This window comes from Nostoc sp. DSM 114167 (assembly GCF_052692655.1).
On record NZ_CP195116.1, the window covers coordinates 293,511 to 314,475 of the forward strand.

Below are 20,965 nucleotides of genomic sequence, written 5' to 3' on the forward strand. Positions count from 1 at the left end.
CGGAGAGGGGAGCCAAAAACCTAATTTCTTGTTGCTCCTCCCTTGACCCGTGGGAGAGGGAGGTTGTCCGGGAGAGGTTCATCGAACTCACGTTATATATTATTAGTTTTTATTAGGAAATAAGGTGCGTTTTCCCTGATAAAAATTTAACAGACCCTAACTGAGTAAGCGCATCTTCTGTAACACGACAAATTCGCCAATCATCTAATATAGAGGCTCCCATACTACGGTAAAATGCTTGGGCTGACTCGTTCCAATCTAAGACACTCCACTCTAATCGCCCACAATCACGTTCTACGGCTATCTGAGCCACTTTAGTCAACAGAGCCTTACCAATACCTTGCCTACGATATTCTGGTAAAACAAATAAATCTTCCAGATAAATTCCCGGCTTAGTCAGAAATGTTGAATAATTATGAAAAAACAGCGCAAAACCAACAGCTTGACCCGCAGATTCCGCTAATATTGCCTCTATATACCTTTGCGAACCAAATAGATGCTCTTGAAGTGCTAGAGCATTGCCAGTAACAGCGTGAGATAATTTTTCATATTTTGCAAGTCCCTCAATTAATTTAAACAATACGCTGCAATCGGCTGCTTGGGCAAAACGCACAATCAAATTGCTATCCGAAGTCATTCGTCTATAGTCCATAGTTTATAGTCTATAGTCTATAGGCAACTGGGGAATTTTTTTTGAGTATTAACTAAATAAGAGCCGAAAAACGCTATAAAACGCCCGATTTTTGCGAATTGCAAAGCTAATTAAGTTCCAGATTGCATCTCTATCTTGAGCAATGAAATTAAATCAACCAACCTTTTAAGCGTTTAGCTATGTGAGGACGGCGCAATTTCCGCATGGCTTTGCTTTGAATTTGACGCACTCGCTCGCGAGAAAGATTGAACATATTGCCAACTTCTTCTAAAGTACATGGTTCGCTGGTTGTCAAACCATAACGCAGAGAAATCACATCTTTCTCTCGTGGAGTTAACACATCACCCAAAACATCCCAAATCTCCTGACGCATCATGTTTTCATTCATTTTTGCTTCAGGAGACAAGTTATCTTCATCTTCTAACAAATCCATCAATTCCGTGTCTTCTTCTTTACCGACGCGGTGGTTGAGAGAAAGTGCTTGTCGTCGTAGCTGTTGTAGCTGACGTAGTTGTTGCACGCTAATCTCCAAATATTCTGCCATTTCACCTTCGGTAGGATTACGACAGAGTTTTTGTTTGAGTTCTCGTTGAGCTTTTTTTAGCTTGTTAAGCTTTTCAACAATATGAATCGGTAGCCGAATTGTCCGCGCATCGTTAGCTATTGCTCTGGTAATTGCTTGTCTAATCCACCAATAGGCGTAAGTAGAAAACTTATATCCTTTATCGGGATCGAATTTTTCTGTAGCGCGATTTAAACCCATTGCTCCTTCTTGAATTAAATCTAGAAAAGGCACTCCCCGATTTAAATATCGCTTGGCGATAGACACTACCAATCTCAAGTTCGAGCGAATCATTTTGCGTTTGGCGACTCTCCCTTGATACAAGCGATTTTCTAGTTGCTTTTCTGTCATCCCTAACTCGGAAGCCACTTCTAATTTGCTAGCTTCATGTTCCAGTTTTAACTCTAAAGCCGCTTGTATTTCTCTAAATTCCTCTATAAACCTGACTCGCCGTGCTAACTCGACTTCTTCATCAGCTTTTAAGAGTGGATAACGCGCCATTTCTTTAAAAAATGCGCCAACAGCATCATCATGTTCGGTTTTGTTGTATCCTGAAGGACGAGCCGCCGCCATGTCATCTCCATCGCGTTCGTCCGATTCCAGATTTTCTACTACAATTGGAGATTCTTCTGCCACTGCATTTAAACTATCGAGTGATGGTTCTTCGATATCAGCAGCATTCTCCAGTATTTCCATTTTTCCCAATTCAACAATATTCATATTTTCCTTTAGGGATTGTTGCTTTGTTTGGTACATAATTCATTTACACCTACTCGTTTGAGGCTTGGTAGTTTTCCCTAATGGACGATGCACCCGTAAAAAATAGCGAAATATAGGCTGATGCGAATTTGTCTACAGAAATAAAAATCGGCATCTACCTAGTATCTTATAGGTTACAGTTAGATATAACCTATAACGAAACTGACCTTAGCACCCAATAAAGCTTTTTTTTAGATTCCCAACAGATATATTCTTCATTTTTTTCTGAATTATCAAATATGTCAAACCCCCTCAAACTTTCTCAACCTTAACAAATATAAAAATTCCAGCTAATCATCCAAATTCCTTAAACTTTCATATATTTTTCTAAATATTTATAATATTTTCGGCGCTGGAGTCCACTGCTGTATAAAAGGAAGACCTATTAATGGCTTTGCGCATTCTTGATTTAATTTGCAGTTACCTACACGATCGAAATTACAAGATTAAGAGCTTAATTTTGATCCGATATTACTTTGTATAAAAGCATCTCATATACAGAAAGGGTTGAATATCTACCGATAGGCGGAAAAAGGCTACTCCATATTTAGTAGATAGAGTAACTGTTGCAGCAATAGCCGACATGCTTTTATTTGTATAGTGGGCACCAAATATTTATTGCATATATAGTTGATACGAATTTGTCTAGTAGATTACATAAGAGGCAAATTATCAAGTATTATGAAGGATAACAGTATTGAGAAATACCATTTAAATTTAAGAAAGCGAAAAACTAAAGTTTAGTTAGCTAGGTTGATTTTGACCAGCTATGTGAAGAAAATATTTAATTATAAAATCAGCAACTATGTATATTAATGACATAAATTTATCTCCTTTAGTGGTGAGTGAACCAAGTGAATCATATAAGTCAGGTAAAACTGTTAATCGGTGGGTTGAAGTATTGGTAAACTGTCCAGGAAGTACAGGACTATTTACTTATCGATTGCCAGCCCAGTTAGAAATAAAACCAGGGGATATTTTGAGCGTGCCATTTGGGGCGCAACAATTAGGAGCGATCGCGATTCGATTACTGGCACAACCCAATATCGATTTACCACTAGAAAAAATCCGGGAAGTAGAAGATATAGTCAGCGTTGGATTTTTCCCAAGTGCTTACTGGGAATTACTCAACCGAGTTGCTGCATATTACTATACGCCCCTGATTCAAGTAATCCGGGTTGCTCTGCCGCCAGGATTACTGGGGCGATCGCAGCGTCGTATCCGCCTTGTAAGAGGCAGAGGGGCAGGGGGGCAGGGGGCAGGGGTCAGGGAGCAGGGAGCAGGGAGCAGGGGGCAGGGGGTAGGGGGGAGTAGTTATTTACTGGGATCTGCCGATCCTTTGGCTTTTTTGACTCCGACTGCGCGGCAAGTTTGGGAACTTTTGCAAGGGCAGCCGACGGGGGACTACAGTTTTATTTACCTGCAACAAAAAGTCAAATCTGCTTATCGGGGAATTCGGGAGTTGTTGCGATTTGGTTTAGTAGAAAGTTATTTAGAACCGCCGCGACTCACTCGACCCAAGTTGCAAAAAGCAGTTACGCTCACAGGTACAATTGACCAAGAGTTAACTACTCGCCAACGAGAGATTTTAGAAGTGCTGCGACGGCGTGGTGGTGAGTTATGGTTAAATGAGTTCTTACAGATTTGTAAAACAACTACTCCTACCCTGAAAGGGCTAGAGGAAAAAGGTTACATCGTCATCGAAGAACGGGAAGTATTGCGAACCGAACAAGGCCCAACTTTAGTAGGCGATGGTGCTAAATCTTTAACTACTGCTCAAGCTAGCGCCTTAGCGACAATCCAGACATTAAATGGATTTGCTCAAGTTTTATTGCATGGGGTGACAGGTTCGGGAAAAACCGAAGTATATTTGCAAGCGATCGCACCTCTCCTCAATCAAGGTAAATCTGCCCTGGTTTTAGTCCCAGAAATTGGACTCACACCCCAGCTAACCGATCGTTTTCGCGCTCGTTTTGGTAATAAAGTCAGCGTTTATCACAGCGCCCTTTCAGATGGTGAGCGTTACGACACTTGGCGACAAATGCTCGCAGGAGAACCCCAAGTTATCATTGGTACTCGTAGCGCTGTTTTCGCCCCTTTGCCCAACTTGGGTTTAATTATTTTAGATGAAGAACACGATAGCAGCTTTAAACAAGATTCCCCCATACCCACCTACCACGCCCGTACCGTTGCCCAGTGGCGAGCCGAATTAGAAAATTGCCCCTTGGTGTTGGGTTCCGCTACGCCTTCGCTGGAAACTTGGGTAAGCGTCAGGAGGCAGGGGGCAGGAGGCAGGGGGCAGGGGGCAGGGGGCAGGGGAGCAGGGGGAGAATTCATAACTCCTAACTCTTGTACAGACGCGATTAATCGCGTCTCTACTCTTAACTCAGACGCGATTAATCGCGTCTCTACTCTTAACTCAGCACTCAGCACTCATTACTTAAGTTTGCCTGAGCGCATCAACTCCCGCCCTTTACCGCCGGTGGAAATAGTCGATATGCGGCTAGAGTTGCAACAGGGAAATCGTTCTATATTTAGTAGATCGCTGCAAGCAGCTTTAGAAGAGTTGCAAGAAAGAAAACAACAGGGAATTTTATTTATCCATCGCCGGGGACACAGTACTTTTGTGTCTTGCCGCAGTTGTGGATATGTGTTGGAATGTCCGCACTGTGATGTGTCGCTGGCGTATCACCACACCGAAGAAAAAGCGCCAGAATTATTGCGGTGTCATTATTGTAACTATGCGCGATCGCACCCCAAATTTTGCCCTGATTGTAGTTCTCCTTATCTGAAATTTTTCGGTAGCGGTACTCAACGAGTCACGCAGGAACTAGCAAGGCAGTTTCCACAATTGCGCTTGATTCGTTTTGATAGCGATACCACCCGCAATAAAGGCTCCCATCGTACTTTACTTACTCGGTTTGCCAACGGCGAAGCAGATTTATTAGTCGGTACGCAAATGCTCACCAAAGGTTTGGATTTACCACAGGTGACACTTGTGGGTGTTGTCGCCGCCGATGGATTGCTAAATTTATCAGATTATCGCGCCAGCGAACGAGCATTTCAAACCTTGACTCAAGTCGCCGGACGTGCTGGTAGAGGTGAAGATCCCGGTAGAGTGATTGTGCAGACTTATACTACAGAGCATCAGGTAATTGCAGCAGTGCGATCGCACGATTATCAATCTTTCTCTCAAGCTGAATTGGAACAACGCCAAGCACTCAATTATCCTCCATACGGGCGGTTAATTTTATTGCGTTTAAGTAGTCTCGACCCGATTCAAGTGCAAAATACAGCGCAAGTTATTGCTACAGCCTTGAGTACAGAAGAAGAATTTGAGATATTGGGCCCTGCACCAGCGAGTATTTTACGAGTAGCTAATCGTTATCGCTGGCAGATATTAATTAAATTTGCCCCCGATGCCTTACCGCGATTACCAGATTGGGAAGAAGTGCGATCTCTTTGTCCTTCATCTGTAAGTTTAACTATTGATGTAGACCCGTTAAATATTATGTGATCGTTATGCGTAGGCGTAGCCCGTCGTAGACATCGTAAATTACTACCCCACCCAGTTGCGCACTGATAAATAAAGCTGATTTGCTTAGTAATTGAGTTAATCTCTGCATAATCCACCTTCAGATAGATGAGTGAATTAGAATATCATCTTATTACAAAGGTAAGTATAGATATTGAAAAATTTTTCCTGATTTACTGTCAAACTTATATCATGTTCGACTGATTACTTAATAATCAAATATCTCCATGTTCGTATTGGGTTTCACTATTGTTAAACACAACATAAATATGGATAAAATCTTGGGTTTTGTTTTTCAAACACCACTTGCTTGGTTGTCGGGAAACCCCCAGATGTTCGCGGCAGCATCTTTAAAAGTTGCTGTGCCATTGGCGTACCCTTACAGAGAAGCAAGCTACGCCTAGCGCCTCCTTTTGGGAGAAGAGAAGGCTTGACGCTGCACTATCGCCCTTGCTGGCTCCCCAAACTATAGATATTAAAAACATCAACTAGCCTGATATTAGTTTTGTATTAACAGCGCAGATAGAAATGAACTCTGCCAGCAGCAATTCATATCGTATCTGGTTAAAGACTTATCATTAAGACGGCAGGGGTAGGGGGAAAAAGGGTTTCCTGATTTTTGCATAAATGCGGGAATTGTAACTAATTAGGCGGACATGATATCAAGGTTGGTTTACGGTAATAATTTTGAAGATTTATTGCTTTTTACGTAATCATACTTTGCCAAGTTGAGGCATTAGAAAGTTCCCTTATAATTCTCTGAAAAACAAGTTCAGTATTGATGTATAAAAAGTATTTAGTAAATACTTTTTATACATTCGGGAGAAATGAGTTCCCTAAGACTTGCGGTCATTACGTTCGTTTATAGCCAGTGAAGGATTGCCAAGAATAATCATTGCAGATACTTGGCCAATATTAATGGACTACTCACCTATCAACTACGAACACAACGGCAAGGCATACTATGATTTACAAGATCAAACCCAAAATATTGGTATTAGCAATTGTTCAAGGGATTGCTTTTCAACCAAATAATGCTCCTGTACCATCTGGGTATATTAAAGATATCGGTCAAGCCTACAATGATACTAGAGGTTTTGGTTGGGTGCGTGAAGATAGCTTAGGCAATAGTACACCCACTCCCCTTGATATCCAACTCAATACACGCGATCGCAACCAAAGTGGCATCGATCGGCGGCTAAATAGACTGATTCATCTGCAATATCCTCCTAACAGTTCGGGGCCAGGAGTCACAATACCTGCTGCTTGGGAATATGCCCTATCTAATGGTTCGTACAATGTGACTGTTAGCGTCGGTGATGCTATTAATAGTGTAAATAGTAAGCACCAAATCAATATAGAAGGGACGGCTGCTATTTCTGGCTTTGTACCAACGGCAACCAAAAAGTTTGCCGCAATTACCCGGATAGTTAATGTTACCGATGGCAAGCTGACAATTGATGCTAAAGGTGGTAGGAATACCAAGCTCAATTATATTGCGATCGCACCAGGTAATCGTCCCTCGATCAGAACGACCAATCCCAATGATGGTCAAACAAACGTGTCGCCAGATATCTCGATTACAGCAGACCTAAATCTCCCTAACAGTGGGATTGCGGTTAATACTATTTCCGCCTCAACCATCAAGCTGATCGATAGCACTACTAATACACAAGTCAATGCCAATTACAACACTTCCGGTGGTGGAGATGTAATTGTAGTGTCTCCGATAAATCGTCTCAAGAACAATACCAAATATTTATTACAAATCACTGACGGGGTTAAAGATAGCAATGGTGCTGCATTCTTACCCTATAGCATCAGTTTCACAACAGGCTCCTTTGTGAAACCAGTCAGCAAGATTACTTTTGAGCAAATCTCACTAGCGAATGTACCTATCAAGCCTTACACCACAGTCTTGATTGGGCCTGACAATAAACTCTATGCTGCTACCTTATTAGGTGAGATTTTGCGTTTCCCGATCGATGCTGATGGCACTCTGGGTACGCCACAAACGATTTCTTCATTGCAGACTGCAAATGGTGGTAATCGAACGATCGTTGGGATGCACTTCGATCCCTCATCAACAAATGCTAACAACCTAATTCTCTGGGTAACAAATAACTACTACTGGAATGCAACTGTTGATGCGCCAGAGTGGAGTGGTAAAATTACTCGTTTAAGCGGCACCAATCTAGAGACAGTAAAAGACTATGTAGTTGATTTACCGCGATCGAGCCGGGATCATCTAACCAATAGCATTGAATTTAAGCCCAATGAGCCAAATGCGCTCTATGTGTTGCAGGGTAGTAATAGTAGTACCGGCGCACCAAACACTGCCTGGAGTAATCGTCCTGAGCAGTTGTTAACTGCTGCTGTATTACGAGTAGACCTGTCCAAAATTACCTCACCTCCTTTAAGCGTTAAGACGGAGGATGGAGGTACTTATAACCCCTTTAAAGCGGGAGCGCCTGTAACTATCTTTGCTAGTGGTATACGTAATGCCTACGATCTGGTTTGGCATAGCAATGGTCAGTTGTATGTGCCAACGAATGGTTCGGCGGCTGGTGGCAATACGCCAAATACACCTATCCCCCTACCTCTTGCCTGCCACAACCGGATTGATAAGGCTACTAATGGGGCATATACTAGTCCATCTGTGCCTGCTCTTAAGAGTCTAGGCACACAGCTAGACTTTTTGTTTCGGGTTGTTAAAAATGGTTATTACGGTCATCCCAATCCGAAGCGTTGTGAGTGGGTGTTGAATGGAGGAAATCCCACAGCTGGTACAGATCCAGTTCAGATCGATGAATATCCCGTTGGTACTCTACCTGACCGGAATTGGAAGGGTATTGCCTTCGATTTCGGAGAGCATATTTCACCTAATGGTATTATTGAATATCGTAGTCATGTTTTAGGTGGTCAGCTGCAAGGCAAACTGCTGGTGACACGCTTCAGTTCAGGGAAAGACATCATTGTGCTAACCCCAGGTGGCGCAAACTTGGATATTGTAAGTTCCCAAACGGGTATTACTGGTTTCACTGGTTTTAATCCAAGTCCATTGGATTTGATTGAGAATCCTACGAATGGAAATCTCTACGTGGCGCAACTCAGTCAAGAGACGGGCATGGGTAAAATTACACTTCTGCGTCCACTTAATTAATATCAGTATCGAGCGATCGCAATCAATTCATGCTTGTACCTAAGAAGGGTTTTTACTCAAACGCAAGCATTGATTTTTGCATTTACTCTCCAACAAGCATTTATCTCATCAGTTAATTTTTCTACTTTTATAGTTCACTCCCAATTACGGTTGCGTTAGAATGCAACCGTAAATTTTTTATGTGCATTTATCCAAATCACCGATTACGCAGCCTCCATAATTTTATAAGCCGCCACTTGGGTTATTATGTTAATACTTATATTCCAAACAATTCGGCCACACTAATTTTCTGCGAAATTTTCGCAGAATTCAATTGAGCCAAAAAACAGCCCCAAAACATTAATTTGCGAATTTACAAAAGCCAGCAGCGGGATTTGAACTCGCGACCTTCCGATTACAAGTCGGATGCACTACCACTGTGCTATGCTGGCAAGTCTGACGTAGGCGTAGCCCACCGTAGGTATCGCTCTTACATTAGCAACCACGATTTATTATTGTACCATAATCCATTTATTTGTCTAGCTGTAAATTCTAAAAAATATCTGCTTCATCCTAAATTAGGCTAAAAGACCAGAAATTTTAGCAATATCGATGCTTTTGTCGGTTGAAATGGTTGTTCTGGCGTTGCCATTCTGAATCACCGATCGAGTTGATAAATTAATATTTATAGCAAATTTATAGCAAAAGCTAACTCAAATCCTGGGCTGAACCCAAAAATACCCGATCGGTTCTAAAACTGTATTTTCTTGGCACGGCTGAATAAAGGAACAGAAATATATAATTATTTTTTACAGATTACAAGCATGGCAGCATTGCTCGGACGAGATTTATTAAGTTTAGCGGACATCAGTCCCACGGAACTTCAAGAACTCCTGCAATTGGCAACTCAACTTAAATCACAACAGTTGAAGTTGCAGTGTAATAAAGTTTTGGGGTTATTGTTCTCCAAAGCTTCAACTCGCACGCGCGTAAGTTTTACTGTGGCGATGTACCAACTTGGTGGACAGGTAATCGATCTCAATCCTAATGTCACTCAAGTTAGTCGCGGGGAACCTTTGCAGGATACAGCGCGCGTATTAGATCGATATCTGGATATTTTGGCAATTCGTACTTTTGCGCAGCAAGATTTAGAAACTTTTGCTCACTATGCCAAGATTCCGGTGATTAATGCGCTTACTGATACAGAACATCCTTGTCAGGTATTAGCGGATTTATTGACGATTCAGGAAACCTTTAACACCCTTGCTGGGTTAACTTTAACCTACGTGGGCGATGGGAATAATATGGCTAATTCTCTGATGTTGGGCTGTGCTTTGGTGGGGATGAATGTCAGAATTGCCACTCCTAGCGGATATGAGCCAGATTCTCAGATTGTAGAACAAGCAAGAGCGATCGCTAATAACAAAACGGAAGTCCTGGTCACTCACGATCCAGAATTAGCAGCTAAGGGTTCTGCTGTACTTTACACTGATGTTTGGGCGAGTATGGGGCAAGAATCTGAAGCCGATAACCGGATGCCAATTTTTCAGCCTTACCAAATTTCAGAGCAGCTATTAAGCCTTGCTGCTCCAGAGGCAATTGTTTTACACTGCTTACCAGCCCATCGTGGTGAAGAAATTACCGGATCTGTTATTGAAGGTTCTCAATCACGAGTTTGGGAACAAGCAGAAAATCGCCTGCACGCTCAAAAAGCTTTGCTTGCTAGTATTTTAGGAGCAGAGTAAAGAATAGGGCACAGGGTATAGGGTATAGTTTTCTTGCTTATAACCTGTACCCTCTAACCTGTAACCTGTAATATTATTATTTGTCAAAAGGCAAAAGAGAAAAAAATAATATTGCTTTTGCCTTTGATATTTTTACTTTTCTCTTGTTATGGGGAGTTTTTTGTAGTACTAATGTTCTAGAGACATTTATAATTACTTCCCGCAAATTTATGGAACGTCTAACGGAAGCTCAACAAGAACTTTACGAATGGTTAGCAGAATACATCAAAACGCACCAGCATTCGCCTTCAATTAGGCAAATGATGCAAGCGATGAACTTGAAGTCACCAGCACCAATTCAAAGTCGTTTAGAACATTTACGCACTAAAGGATATATTGAATGGACTGAAGGACAAGCGCGAACGATTCGGATTTTGCATCCTGTGAAGCAAGGTGTACCAATTTTGGGCACGATCGCTGCTGGTGGTTTAATAGAACCGTTTACTGATGCTGTAGATCATCTAGACTTTTCTAATATCTCATTACCTCCCCAAACCTATGCTTTGCGGGTAGCTGGCGATAGCATGATTGAAGATTTAATTGCTGATGGCGATGTGGTATTTCTGCGTCCAGTAGCAGAACCAAATCATTTAAAAAATGGCACCATCGTCGCCGCCAGAGTTGATGGCTTCGGTACAACTTTAAAGCGTTTTTATCGCCAAGGCGATCGCGTTACCCTAAAACCAGCAAATTCTAAGTACAATCCTATTGAAGTCATGGCTCAACAAGTGCAGGTACAAGGTTCTCTCATCGGTGTTTGGCGAGGTTACAACTGAGTAGTAAGAAAGTGATGAGTTATGAGTGATGAGTGATAAGTTTTAAATTACTAACTCCCAACTCCCAACTCCTAACTCCTAACTCTTAACTCCTAATTCTTAACTCCTAACTCCCACTATGTACCTGACGAAAAATTCAGTGCAGCAACTGCCCACTTTCCGGTTGAAATTACCGTTTGCAAGGGAAATTTTGGGCAGTTATTACACTCAGCAACCATTACCAGGATGCCCAAGAATGCCTGTGTCTCTGCAATTGCGGCAATATCAGCGACAAGCGATCGCTAGCTGGTTTACTAACAATGGCAGAGGGACGCTGAAAATGGCTACTGGTAGTGGTAAAACGATTACTGCACTAGCGATCGCTTGTGAATTATATCAACAGATTAATTTACAAGTTCTGTTGGTGGTGTGTCCCTATCGCCATCTCGTCACCCAATGGGCGCGAGAGTGTGAAAAATTTAATTTGCAACCGATTTTAGCTTTTGAGAATTTACGCACTTGGCAAAGTCAACTTTCTGGGCAAATTTATAATCTGCGTTCTGGTTCTCAACGGTTTGTCACCGTAATTACTACGAACTCTACTTTAATTGGAGATGGTTTTCAGTCTCAACTCAAATATTTTCCCGCCAAAACTTTAATTATTGGGGATGAGGCGCATAATTTAGGCGCACCCAAATTAGAAGAAAGTTTGCCGCGTAGTGTTGGGTTGAGACTGGCTTTATCCGCCACACCGGAAAGATATTTTGATGATTTTGGCACGCAATCTTTATTTGATTATTTTGGCCCAGTTCTCCAGCCAGAGTTTACTTTGAGGGATGCGATCGCTCAAGGTGCTTTGGTACATTATCTGTATTATCCGGTGCTGGTAGAGTTAACTGAAGCAGAAAGTATTGCTTATTTAAAGCTAACTAAAAAAATTGGGCGATCGCTTCTTTATCGAGATAAAGAAAATGGCGAAGCGGGATTTGAAGATAATGAAGATTTAAAGCCGTTGTTGATGCAAAGAGCAAGATTAATTGGGGCAGCGGAAAATAAATTAAATGCTTTGCGGGATTTAATGATTACTCGCCGCGAAACTAGCCACACACTTTTTTATTGTAGTGATGGTTCCCAAGAGGCGGGACAACGTTCATCTCTACGCCAACTCAAAGCTGTTGCTAAAATTCTGGGAGTGGATTTAGGGTACAAAGTAAGCACCTATACGGCTCAAACAACTTTACAAGAAAGGGAAATATTACGTCATCAATTTGAAAGCGGAGAGTTACAAGGTTTGGTGGCAATTCGTTGTTTAGATGAAGGTGTCGATATTCCAGCAATTCAAACTGCGGTGATTTTATCAAGTTCTGGTAATCCCCGCCAATTTATTCAGCGACGGGGGCGAGTTTTACGTCCTCATCCAGGTAAAGAACGCGCCACTATATTTGACATGACTATTGTCACCCACAGGACACGACCCCACAGCCGTAGTCTTTCAGCTTGCTTTTGTCGCAAAACCCCAAAAATTGCTACTAACTCGCTCCTAAAAAATGCCTTAAAACCTACGATTTTCAAGCATTTCAATGCAAGCGATCGCGCTACTGATTCTGGCTAATAGACTCTTAATCTATTGGTTGCGCTTTCTTATCCCTCGTCACCCACTACTTCCAGCCTTTCAAAATTTGCTTTGACTAATTCTTGACTAAATCAAGCAAACCCTCTCCTCTGAAAGTCTTGTCTATCAAGGATAAACAGTACTAAAGCTTTGACTAATTTAAATAAAAACGCCTACTGTCCAGTGGAATCTCTAATGTGTCCATTGGACAATAAACTTTATGTGACGGTTGTGTGACGAAAACGGAATTATGACCAATGCGATTTAGGAAATTTGATAATCCCTATCATGCTGCTATTGACCGGGTATCGCGAATCCTATCACCAAAAACAATTCATAGGATTTTATTAGAGCCATATTACTTAGGCTGGCAGAAATTACCGCCAGACGTTTTTATAGCAGCTTGTATTATTGTCTGCTTACATAGAATTTCTAAAAGTCCATTAGCATTATTCACTTTTGGGAGTTATGCCACAAGATAAAATAATTCATTATGTCCCTGGGCATTGGGGCGGACAAGCATTTTTAACTGCTGTATGTGGAGAAAGAGTGCTTTATTATGAATGCTCGTCGCTGATAACTAATTGCCCAAGATGCCAAGATAAAAGGGCTGAGGTCAAGCCATCAGTAAAGAGCGTTGACCTGCCTAAGTGACGAAATGGAGATTTTGACTAATGACTGTTGATTATGTAATAGTCATTGGAAATAGGTTCGTTTCTAAACCAAACAGCATTTAAAACCGAGGGGGATGGGTAGGGATACTCATCCCCCCAACTTTTGGGAATTTCCCCATTCCCCTTTCCCCAAATGTCTAGAGTGAATCCCCACAGAATTACTTTTGAGGTGCTGGAGATTGAGGTTGTTCGCCAGCCGCAGGTTGTTGTACTAGATACCCCAGTGCGGCTGTGGCAAACCCGCCAATAGTACCAGCAACAGTGTGATTAATCACCCCAATGCTACCAAGGAAGTTAGCAGCACCAGCAGCCAACCCAAGAATTGTAGTGAGAGTATTTAGAGTAGATTTAGACATTTGAATTACTCCTCGTTAGTGTGTTCGTAGTATTCCCGGATTTTGAAATCAGAATCACGTTGTAAAAAGCTCTGAATGTCACGGGTATAAAACAGAACTTTTTTAAATTTGTGGTCAACCTTCTCGTTAAGTTGACCAAAAAGCATTTGCACAACATCTTTTCGATTTATATATTCTTGAAGATGCAAATCCAGTTTTCGATCGAGTTGGTCAATTCTTTTACCATTGTCAGCGTGTTCTTTTAAATCTTTCTCGATTTGAGCAATTGAAGAAGAAATACGGCTGATGCTGCTAACAACTTTAAAGCACACTCCAGCTAAAACAGAAGCGCTAACAAGAATCCCTAAAAATATTCCAGTAGACTCAAGGGTAATGGTTATCCCTGGAGAACCATTAGAGTTGGTAATAGCTATTGTTGGCGAAGTAGACATTATTTAAATTGAAATTATATTTTTCTCGCCCAGATTTTTCGTCCAGAAAAGTAGTAATTGCTAGATGAAGGATTCTTACCGATTACAGTAAATTTAAACTCATGCATTCCATCCGAGGGAATGAAAATATTTTTTTCAAGCACCCTATTAAATATGGTTGAACTACTGTAGAGATCGAGATCGCTAAAAGATGTCACCCCATTGATTTCTAGCTTTAGGATTCCTAAATTTGTGTACCCCACAGTCAATATAGAAAGAATGTAATTGCCAGCTTTTAAGTTTTTGTTAAAACTAAAACTGTCGTTAAGCGCAGGTGGGTCTTGGTAGATTTCAGTTCCGTAAGCAACACTGGTGTTTGTGTCAATTCTTATGGCTCCACCTGTTTTTATGGTACTTTCATCATGCCAGTGGGTGAAGTTAATTGGAAGCAATAACTCAGGCAATTCTTCTTGATTGAATAAAGGCATTAAGTCAACTCTCTAACTAAAGCATTGCCATTAGCAGCAGACCAAATACCACTAATTACGCCAGTGTAATGAAATGGTACTTCATAGTAACCACTAGGATTTAATTTTGCAGTAAAAGCGCTTGTTGTAGCTGTTGCACCAAATTCTAGATACAAAGTAGCCGTGCTATCGTTCCAAATCGTTGCACCTTTGCGGTTGGAATTGGCAGCAAGAATTGTCTCACTAGTAGTGCTAGCATCAACTGTAGTCGGGGTTGAAGTGCTACTGGTTGATTCAACCAATATCGCTGTAGCTGGGTTATAAAGAGCCATTATTCAATACACTCCGTGAAAGTTAATTTACAGTTACTAGCAGAAATAGCCGAAACCTTTCCAATATAAAGATTGGATTGGTTGATTTCGTAGCTGCCTCTTGGCTTTAAAACAATTCCTCTACCAATAGCGCCTTTGGATTTATCACCCAAAATCAAAGTGATATCGGAAGAAGAATTGTTTATAAAAGCTGCGTACTGTCTGTTACTGTTGGCGTTGAGAACTGTATCACCAACAGTAGCTGTTAAATCCTTTACTCCATGAGTGCAATTGCTAAATTTAGCAATTTCAATCGTGTTAGAGGAATTATTAATCATAATTAATCAGTGGGGTCATCAAGATTATCAACAAATAATGCTGTGTCAACTTTGACTCGCACTGTAAATTCAAACTCTGGCGCTTCTGGTGTACCTGTTATTTGTTGCGATGCAAATTGAATAGGTGGGAGATTAGCATCAAGCCTTGATTCGTTTACTTGCTCAGTAAGTGAGGATAGTGCTTGCATTAACTTAACAATGCCTTTGACACAGGATGAACCTAACGTTAAATTTGCGCCTGATTCTGTTACCAAACTCAAATTAAGTTTGACTTGATTATTCCCAACAAATTCAATCGAACCATCTGGTAACTTTTCGGCTAATGCGGTGTAGCTTAATGTGGTCATAAATTATTAATTTTGAATTCAATTGTTTCTAACTTGGCTCTAACAGTCTGAATCAATTCCTCTGTTGAGTCAGTTTCAGTGCCTGTGTACTCCCAAACCCCAAGGGTAATTTCTTCAATCCAGGGGAGTGCTTCAAAACGCAAGCGAAAATTGTCTGAGATTTTGGGAAATTGGACAAGCTCAATCGCATTGAGCTTGATCGTTCGGCGAGTGTAGTCTACTTCTGTGCTAGGAACTGCCCCCAATCCCTCAAAAATGATGGTGTCGTTGATTTGGATGCCATCAATTTGTTGATAAAAGTACCCGGCTCTGAGCCAACTTGGTTTAGCTTTGCTCGACGTTGCCCCTACCAAGAATAAATGTTTATCTGTCAAGTAAGGCAATTCAATCGGCTCAAGAATTGGCGCTCGAATGCGGCGGTTATTCAGGTTGCCTGTGTGCTTTTGGTAGTAGGTGAGTTCCCACGCTCCGGCAGCTTTGAGGTCAACTTGTAATGTCATCGCCTAACCACTCTTGAGCTAAATCGAAAACGTCGTTTCCTGCCTCATCCAAGAAATCAAGGAAAGTATCAGCGTGAATCTCACCGTTGATAAAGGCTGCTGTATACTTTGCCCTGACCATCATCAAATCTATTTCTTCCTGGATGTCTTCATCAGTTTGCCCAGGATACCAAATAGCTGGAGTAGACAAGTTAAGCATTATTCGCCACTAGCTGCGTAAGGATAATCTTCTGGCTCAAACCAGATGCGACCGTATGCACCGCCAACAGAACCCTTTTTAGCTGCGATTACAGCTTCTACCTTAGTTTTTAAGTTGGCAGGAGTATCGGCTGTGATTGGTGCAGTGAAATTGTATTGAGTGCCACCGCCTCTACTGCCCGATCCGTAGCGGGTATAAGCCCGACCGCTATCTTTAGCCCTAACGACTGCGGGGCTGCTATCGCTAACCATTGCCAAAATCCTAGCGGGTTTAAAGCCTCTGGGTGCTTCGGGGTCTGTAGCAACTGCGGCCAGTCCTAGAGGTGTGATGCCACCGAAGAAATCAATTGATTTTTTTGAGGCTTGGATGGTAAATGCTGCGTCTGCTGCGGCTAAAGGCGAAAGAACAGCATATTTAACACCGATTTTTGGCTGTCTGCGAGTAGCTGCACCGTCTTCTCTTATTGGTGCTTGATATGCCTCACGCGCTTTAGCATATTTCAACTGCTCCTCTAATTGTTTTGCGCTTTTGCGTCTGCCCATGTCAGTAATTGGTTGTAGTTTGTACCTATCTATACTTCAGTCATAGCAGGCAATATCACTCACTATTTCCAACCGGATAACATGTGTTGTCCGTCAAATTTTTGTGATGATTCTCCCTAAACTCGTTCAATGACACTTCGCAGGCGAGAGCCAGACCTAGCAACCAAGTTAATCGGATTTTGTTTGCCCCAGACTAGTAGTTGAGCAAAGCTGAACTTTACCGGAGCCGTTCTTCTCTTCACAAATTTTTTGACTGTACGTCCGTAAACTCGATGAGTTCCGGGACTTGTGGAATAAGTACGATCGTTGTCGATGAATTGCAAAAAATCACGGTCAAATGGGTGTTCTTGAATTTCTAATACTGCTCTGATGATTCGTTCTCCCTCAGCTTTACTAGGAACTAAAAGTTTTAATTCATAACCGCGTTCTGTATCAAAATAGGTACATTTGAAGTGTCCTTTGTGCCAGAGAAAGGGAGGAGTAGCAAAGATGCTTTTAATCTGTCTAGCAAGTCTTTCAGCATCGCTTCTACTAATAGTTTCGCTAGATTCATGCATTAATCTAAAGGTGATTTCCCCTTCTAGCTGAGGTGTTGATTCACTGCCGTGAATTTCAAAATCGTATGGTTCTAAAAAATAAAGTTTTACTTGGGGTTTGAAAGTCCGCTCTGATTGCACTTCAAACCAAGGAATACCGTATACAGGACGTTGTACGCTCTGCAATCTTCCTGCTGTTACTTCAAACAACCACATTCTCATCATTGTCATCGTTGAAGTATCTGAATCTTTCATCGTGCAAGCCACTTTTAAGGACTGCTTGGGAGTATCTAAACTATCCGATTCAGTATTTTTAAAATATTGATTTACTGCTTTATTATGCCAGAGTCTTACAGTGTCTTGTAAATGTTCCCATTTGTCAAAGTTATCTGGTAATGGCATTATTCATCAGTCCCCTCATCTGCTTCAAAATCCGTATCATTAAGTTCTATTCCGGTAGCGCTCGCTAATTTAGAGGCATCGAATGCCGCTTTAACTTTTGCTGCTTCTGGTGGTTGTACGCCTTGTTTTGAGTTATCTTCTTCACCCAAGGTTTTTGTTAACTCATTTTTTAGTTCTCCAATTTGAGCAACGTTTTGCTCTACAGAAACGACTTCAGAAGCCACCTGATCCACTTGAGAAACAACGTTAGTAACACCTTCTACTGTGGTAAAAAATTTATTGTGAAAGTTTGGCTGTGGATTGAACCACTTGTAAGCGCTTTCCCCAACTTCGCCCCATTTACGCAAAGCATTGCCGATTAAAGCTACATAACTGCCAACAACTTCTAAAGCACTTAATATTGAATAACCAATAGACTGCAAAGCATTGAATATGTTTGCAGTGGCTTGATATATTCGATTAGCTTTTTTGTAATTAGCTACTAATTCTGTATAATTTTCTTCTCCAAATATGGCTTTGAAAAAGTCGGCAGTCCATTCAGACATGATGCTTGCAAAACCAGATTCCTCACCTTTCTCATTTTTCCATTTAAACCCAACAGCTTGAGAGATATTATCAATAGCTGCAAATAGAGTTTGAGCTAAATTATTAGAAAGCATCAGGGCATTGTGGAAAGTAGTAATTAGAATCAGAATGTTGAGGATTCTATCTACTTGCAATGTTTGCCATAATCTAGTGAAAGTCCCAGATAAACCGCCAGGAAGTAAATCGCCCAGTTTTGTATTGATTAATTCTAAAAGTGCCAATTGTGCAGCATTAGCACCAGCGTTAATTTTGTCTAGAAGATTAGCTGTATTTTGATTATTGTTTTGGTTGATGTTATTAGCAGAATCATCTATTGCATTCCTCAAACATCCCCCAGGTTGAGAAATTTCGCACACAGCCCCTTGAGTTGTTTCTTTGTTTGCGGCTTGTACAGTGGGAGATTTTGCGATCGCGTCTGGTATGCCCTGTATCGCTGGCGTTAATGCCGCCAATCCCGTGGCGATAACTGTCAGGCGTTTGATCTGTTCATCAAAATCTTTCTTTTGCTTTTCTATAGTTTCGTTGGTTCTATCGGTTGCTACCTGTTCGGGTGTTTTCGGTATTGGTTGAGCTTTTGCCTTTGGTACGGGACTATTGCCATCACTAATCGGTATTGGTTGCGCGGTTTGTGGAACGTAGGGGGGATATGCAAACGTGGATGGATTCGTCGCTGTCGTTGCAGCCGTCCCTTCTGATATCGGCGTGCGAGGCACTGGCATATCTTCTGCCTCGGCGAATGGTAACGGCTGTGGCGCGTTTTTGATCGCTGGCAACATCCCACCAAGGTTTGACGGTTGGTGTTCTGGATTGGGTAAGTAGCTTGGCGCAAGTCCACCGTGACCAACAAACCCACGTGCCCCATTAGGCGTATTGTTTGAAGGCATTGATGGAGCAACGGATCGGGTTTCTCCCTTGTTTTTTCCCGCTGATGGCTTGCCAGAGGGAATAGTATTGTCGTTCCCGATCGGGGAGGAATCGTACCTATATGGAGAGTTATCGCGTGGCGGCGATGGTGAGCCATTTTCTGGGTATGCATCAATTACACCGTCTTGGCGGTTTACCGATACAATTTTCCACCTACTAGTTGAGTCCCCTAAATCCAGTACGTTGCTACCACTTGAGCTTATGAACTTTGCATTATACCGATTGGTATCTACTTGAGTTTCTTGTATGCCGATCAGCTGCCCGCGTAGCTCGAATGTGCGTGAGTCAGTAATCTCTCCGTATGAATTGAAATTTTGAAGAACGACAATGTATAAAACTCCCGGCGATTGACCGTATACCGTTGTCGTGTAGTTTGGGGCATAAGCTTCAAGATGTGCAGCAGTAGATGGTAGATTTTGAGCGAATAGCCAATCAGAAAAGAGCGAAGCCGCAGTACCACCAATCATTCCGCCGACAACGCCACCGATCGGCCCGCCGATCGCAGTGCCCGCGATTGCACCAATCCCAGTACCAATTAATCCAGCACCAGTACTAGTTACAGCTTGGGTAACAGACTGACCGACAACTAACCGCGTACCAATCGACAGGGCAGCACCGACGCCAGGTATAACCAATCTCCCCGCCGCTTGTGGTAACGCCCTTGGCAAGGCGCTAATCGCATTTCCCGCAGTCGTGGCGATTGCTTCACGTAATATTGCTGGGCGTGGCGTAGCGGTTGGCTCTACCAAGGAGTCGGCGCGTGCTGCTGTGCCGTTTAGTGTTGGCGGTGGACTGCCTGTAGATGGCAAAGGTTGGCGTTCGGGAGTAGATCGCTGGATTTGTGCAAGCGGTGATTCGCGTCGTGTCTGTTGAACGAACTCCGCTTCTATAACTTCACTTCCACTAATGCGGCTTCGTAGTTCGCTGCGTTGAGCTTGGGCGCGTTCGAGTAGTAACCTGTTTTTTTCATTAGTTTCAGCAGTTTCATATCTGATCCTTTGTTCGGCGGCTGCTTGCCGCTCTAGCCGTAATGCAATCTCGGCGGGACTTTCCTTGTATTCGTAATTTGGCAGCGTGCGCTCGTATCGCACACGAGCACTTATTGCTTCAAAGTCAATCGGATCTCCAGCCGCGACAGCACTAGCTGGGCGATTTGTCAGTGAACCGTGTAACCCCGCATCGCTGGCATCAAGTGAAGCAAATTGGCGTGGGTTTTCCATATTGACCCTTAATTTGCTTTAAACGAAGCAGGCAACGCAGTATTACTTAATGGCTGAATATACGTCCAGTTCTTGTTACTGCCACTGGCTTGATCGGGCGATACTTCCAGAGAAAAACGAACAATCATGCGCGTCTTTGCATCTGCTGATACCCAAAAATTATTCGCTTGACAAGCCCGTTCCGTGTATCCAGCCCCTTCGACGACGGTCAGTGTGGGGTTGATAGTAAAAAGTGCAGATCCCAACCAAGCCGCAAGTTTTTCTAATGTGTCGATCTGAGATGGAATATCTGTTGCTGGATTAAATGCTGTCATTTGAAGAGATTTATAAATAGTTACTCTTCATTTTTATGA

20 protein-coding genes and 1 tRNA gene are annotated in these 20,965 nt (G+C 42.2%); 6 read left to right on the top strand and 15 right to left on the bottom strand.

Annotation, left to right across the window (positions count from 1 at the left end; translation table 11 throughout):
• Positions 1-112 precede the first annotated feature (112 nt).
• Complete coding sequence (locus NSTC731_RS01190) at positions 113-637, bottom strand: GNAT family N-acetyltransferase (RefSeq protein ID WP_445629256.1); 525 nt, start codon at positions 635-637, stop codon at positions 113-115.
• Between the two features lie 163 nt (positions 638-800).
• On the bottom strand, positions 801-1,970 hold the full coding sequence (locus NSTC731_RS01195; protein WP_445629257.1) for an RpoD/SigA family RNA polymerase sigma factor: 1,170 nt from the start codon (positions 1,968-1,970) through the stop codon (positions 801-803).
• Positions 1,971-2,778: 808 nt separating this feature from the next.
• On the opposite strand from NSTC731_RS01195, the gene priA reads away from it, so the two are divergent.
• The 3 genes from priA (at position 2,779) to NSTC731_RS01210 (ending at position 8,671) form a co-directional block, all read left to right on the top strand.
• On the top strand, positions 2,779-5,490 hold the full coding sequence (gene priA, locus NSTC731_RS01200) for a primosomal protein N' (protein WP_445629258.1): 2,712 nt from the start codon (positions 2,779-2,781) through the stop codon (positions 5,488-5,490).
• 287 nt (positions 5,491-5,777) lie between these two features.
• Positions 5,778-5,912 (top strand): hypothetical protein, encoded by a 135-nt coding sequence (locus NSTC731_RS01205; RefSeq protein WP_445629259.1) that lies wholly within the window; start codon positions 5,778-5,780, stop codon positions 5,910-5,912.
• Positions 5,913-6,472: 560 nt separating this feature from the next.
• On the top strand, positions 6,473-8,671 hold the full coding sequence (locus NSTC731_RS01210; protein WP_445629260.1) for an Ig-like domain-containing protein: 2,199 nt from the start codon (positions 6,473-6,475) through the stop codon (positions 8,669-8,671).
• 359 nt (positions 8,672-9,030) lie between these two features.
• On the opposite strand, the gene NSTC731_RS01215 is transcribed toward NSTC731_RS01210, so the two are convergent.
• Positions 9,031-9,102 (bottom strand) — tRNA-Thr (locus NSTC731_RS01215).
• A 372-nt stretch (positions 9,103-9,474) separates the two neighbouring features.
• Between NSTC731_RS01215 and argF the strand changes: the two genes are divergently transcribed.
• From argF to NSTC731_RS01230, 3 genes are all read left to right on the top strand, one after another.
• Positions 9,475-10,395 carry an ornithine carbamoyltransferase gene (gene argF, locus NSTC731_RS01220; protein ID WP_445629261.1) on the top strand — a complete coding sequence of 307 codons (921 nt, stop codon included), beginning with the start codon at positions 9,475-9,477 and terminating at the stop codon, positions 10,393-10,395.
• A 209-nt stretch (positions 10,396-10,604) separates the two neighbouring features.
• Positions 10,605-11,210, top strand: coding sequence for a transcriptional repressor LexA (gene lexA / locus NSTC731_RS01225; RefSeq protein ID WP_445629262.1), 606 nt, complete (start codon positions 10,605-10,607; stop codon positions 11,208-11,210).
• A gap of 118 nt (positions 11,211-11,328) precedes the next feature.
• Positions 11,329-12,801, top strand: coding sequence for a DNA phosphorothioation system restriction enzyme (locus NSTC731_RS01230; protein ID WP_445629263.1), 1,473 nt, complete (start codon positions 11,329-11,331; stop codon positions 12,799-12,801).
• An 832-nt stretch (positions 12,802-13,633) separates the two neighbouring features.
• On the opposite strand, the gene NSTC731_RS01235 is transcribed toward NSTC731_RS01230, so the two are convergent.
• The 12 genes from NSTC731_RS01235 to NSTC731_RS01290 all read right to left on the bottom strand — a co-directional run bounded on the left by NSTC731_RS01235 (position 13,634) and on the right by NSTC731_RS01290 (position 20,926).
• The gene (locus tag NSTC731_RS01235; protein ID WP_445629264.1) at positions 13,634-13,831 is read right to left on the bottom strand and encodes a hypothetical protein; all 198 of its coding nucleotides are present in this window, start codon (positions 13,829-13,831) and stop codon (positions 13,634-13,636) included.
• Between the two features lie 5 nt (positions 13,832-13,836).
• Positions 13,837-14,262, bottom strand: coding sequence for a hypothetical protein (locus NSTC731_RS01240; RefSeq protein WP_445629265.1), 426 nt, complete (start codon positions 14,260-14,262; stop codon positions 13,837-13,839).
• Between the two features lie 14 nt (positions 14,263-14,276).
• Entirely contained in the window at positions 14,277-14,729 is a 453-nt protein-coding gene (locus NSTC731_RS01245) for a hypothetical protein (protein WP_445629266.1), read from the bottom strand.
• Complete coding sequence (locus tag NSTC731_RS01250) at positions 14,729-15,040, bottom strand: hypothetical protein (protein ID WP_445629267.1); 312 nt, start codon at positions 15,038-15,040, stop codon at positions 14,729-14,731. The genes NSTC731_RS01245 and NSTC731_RS01250 overlap by 1 nt, the downstream gene beginning before the upstream one ends.
• Complete coding sequence (locus NSTC731_RS01255; RefSeq protein WP_445629268.1) at positions 15,040-15,357, bottom strand: hypothetical protein; 318 nt, start codon at positions 15,355-15,357, stop codon at positions 15,040-15,042. Before NSTC731_RS01255 ends, NSTC731_RS01250 begins: the two co-directional genes overlap by 1 nt.
• A gap of 2 nt (positions 15,358-15,359) precedes the next feature.
• Entirely contained in the window at positions 15,360-15,704 is a 345-nt protein-coding gene (locus NSTC731_RS01260) for a hypothetical protein (RefSeq protein WP_445629269.1), read from the bottom strand.
• A complete protein-coding gene (locus tag NSTC731_RS01265) occupies positions 15,701-16,204 on the bottom strand; it encodes a hypothetical protein (RefSeq protein WP_445629270.1) in 504 nt (167 codons plus the stop codon). Before NSTC731_RS01265 ends, NSTC731_RS01260 begins: the two co-directional genes overlap by 4 nt.
• Positions 16,188-16,403 carry a hypothetical protein gene (locus NSTC731_RS01270; protein ID WP_445629271.1) on the bottom strand — a complete coding sequence of 72 codons (216 nt, stop codon included), beginning with the start codon at positions 16,401-16,403 and terminating at the stop codon, positions 16,188-16,190. Before NSTC731_RS01270 ends, NSTC731_RS01265 begins: the two co-directional genes overlap by 17 nt.
• Positions 16,403-16,945, bottom strand: a complete 543-nt coding sequence (locus tag NSTC731_RS01275; RefSeq protein ID WP_445629272.1) for a hypothetical protein — start codon at positions 16,943-16,945, stop codon at positions 16,403-16,405. Before NSTC731_RS01275 ends, NSTC731_RS01270 begins: the two co-directional genes overlap by 1 nt.
• Positions 16,946-17,061: 116 nt before the next feature.
• Positions 17,062-17,883, bottom strand: coding sequence for a hypothetical protein (locus tag NSTC731_RS01280; RefSeq protein WP_445629273.1), 822 nt, complete (start codon positions 17,881-17,883; stop codon positions 17,062-17,064).
• Positions 17,883-20,612, bottom strand: coding sequence for a hypothetical protein (locus NSTC731_RS01285; protein WP_445629274.1), 2,730 nt, complete (start codon positions 20,610-20,612; stop codon positions 17,883-17,885). Before NSTC731_RS01285 ends, NSTC731_RS01280 begins: the two co-directional genes overlap by 1 nt.
• An 8-nt stretch (positions 20,613-20,620) precedes the next feature.
• On the bottom strand, positions 20,621-20,926 hold the full coding sequence (locus tag NSTC731_RS01290; protein ID WP_445629275.1) for a glucose-6-phosphate dehydrogenase: 306 nt from the start codon (positions 20,924-20,926) through the stop codon (positions 20,621-20,623).
• Positions 20,927-20,965 lie beyond the last annotated feature (39 nt).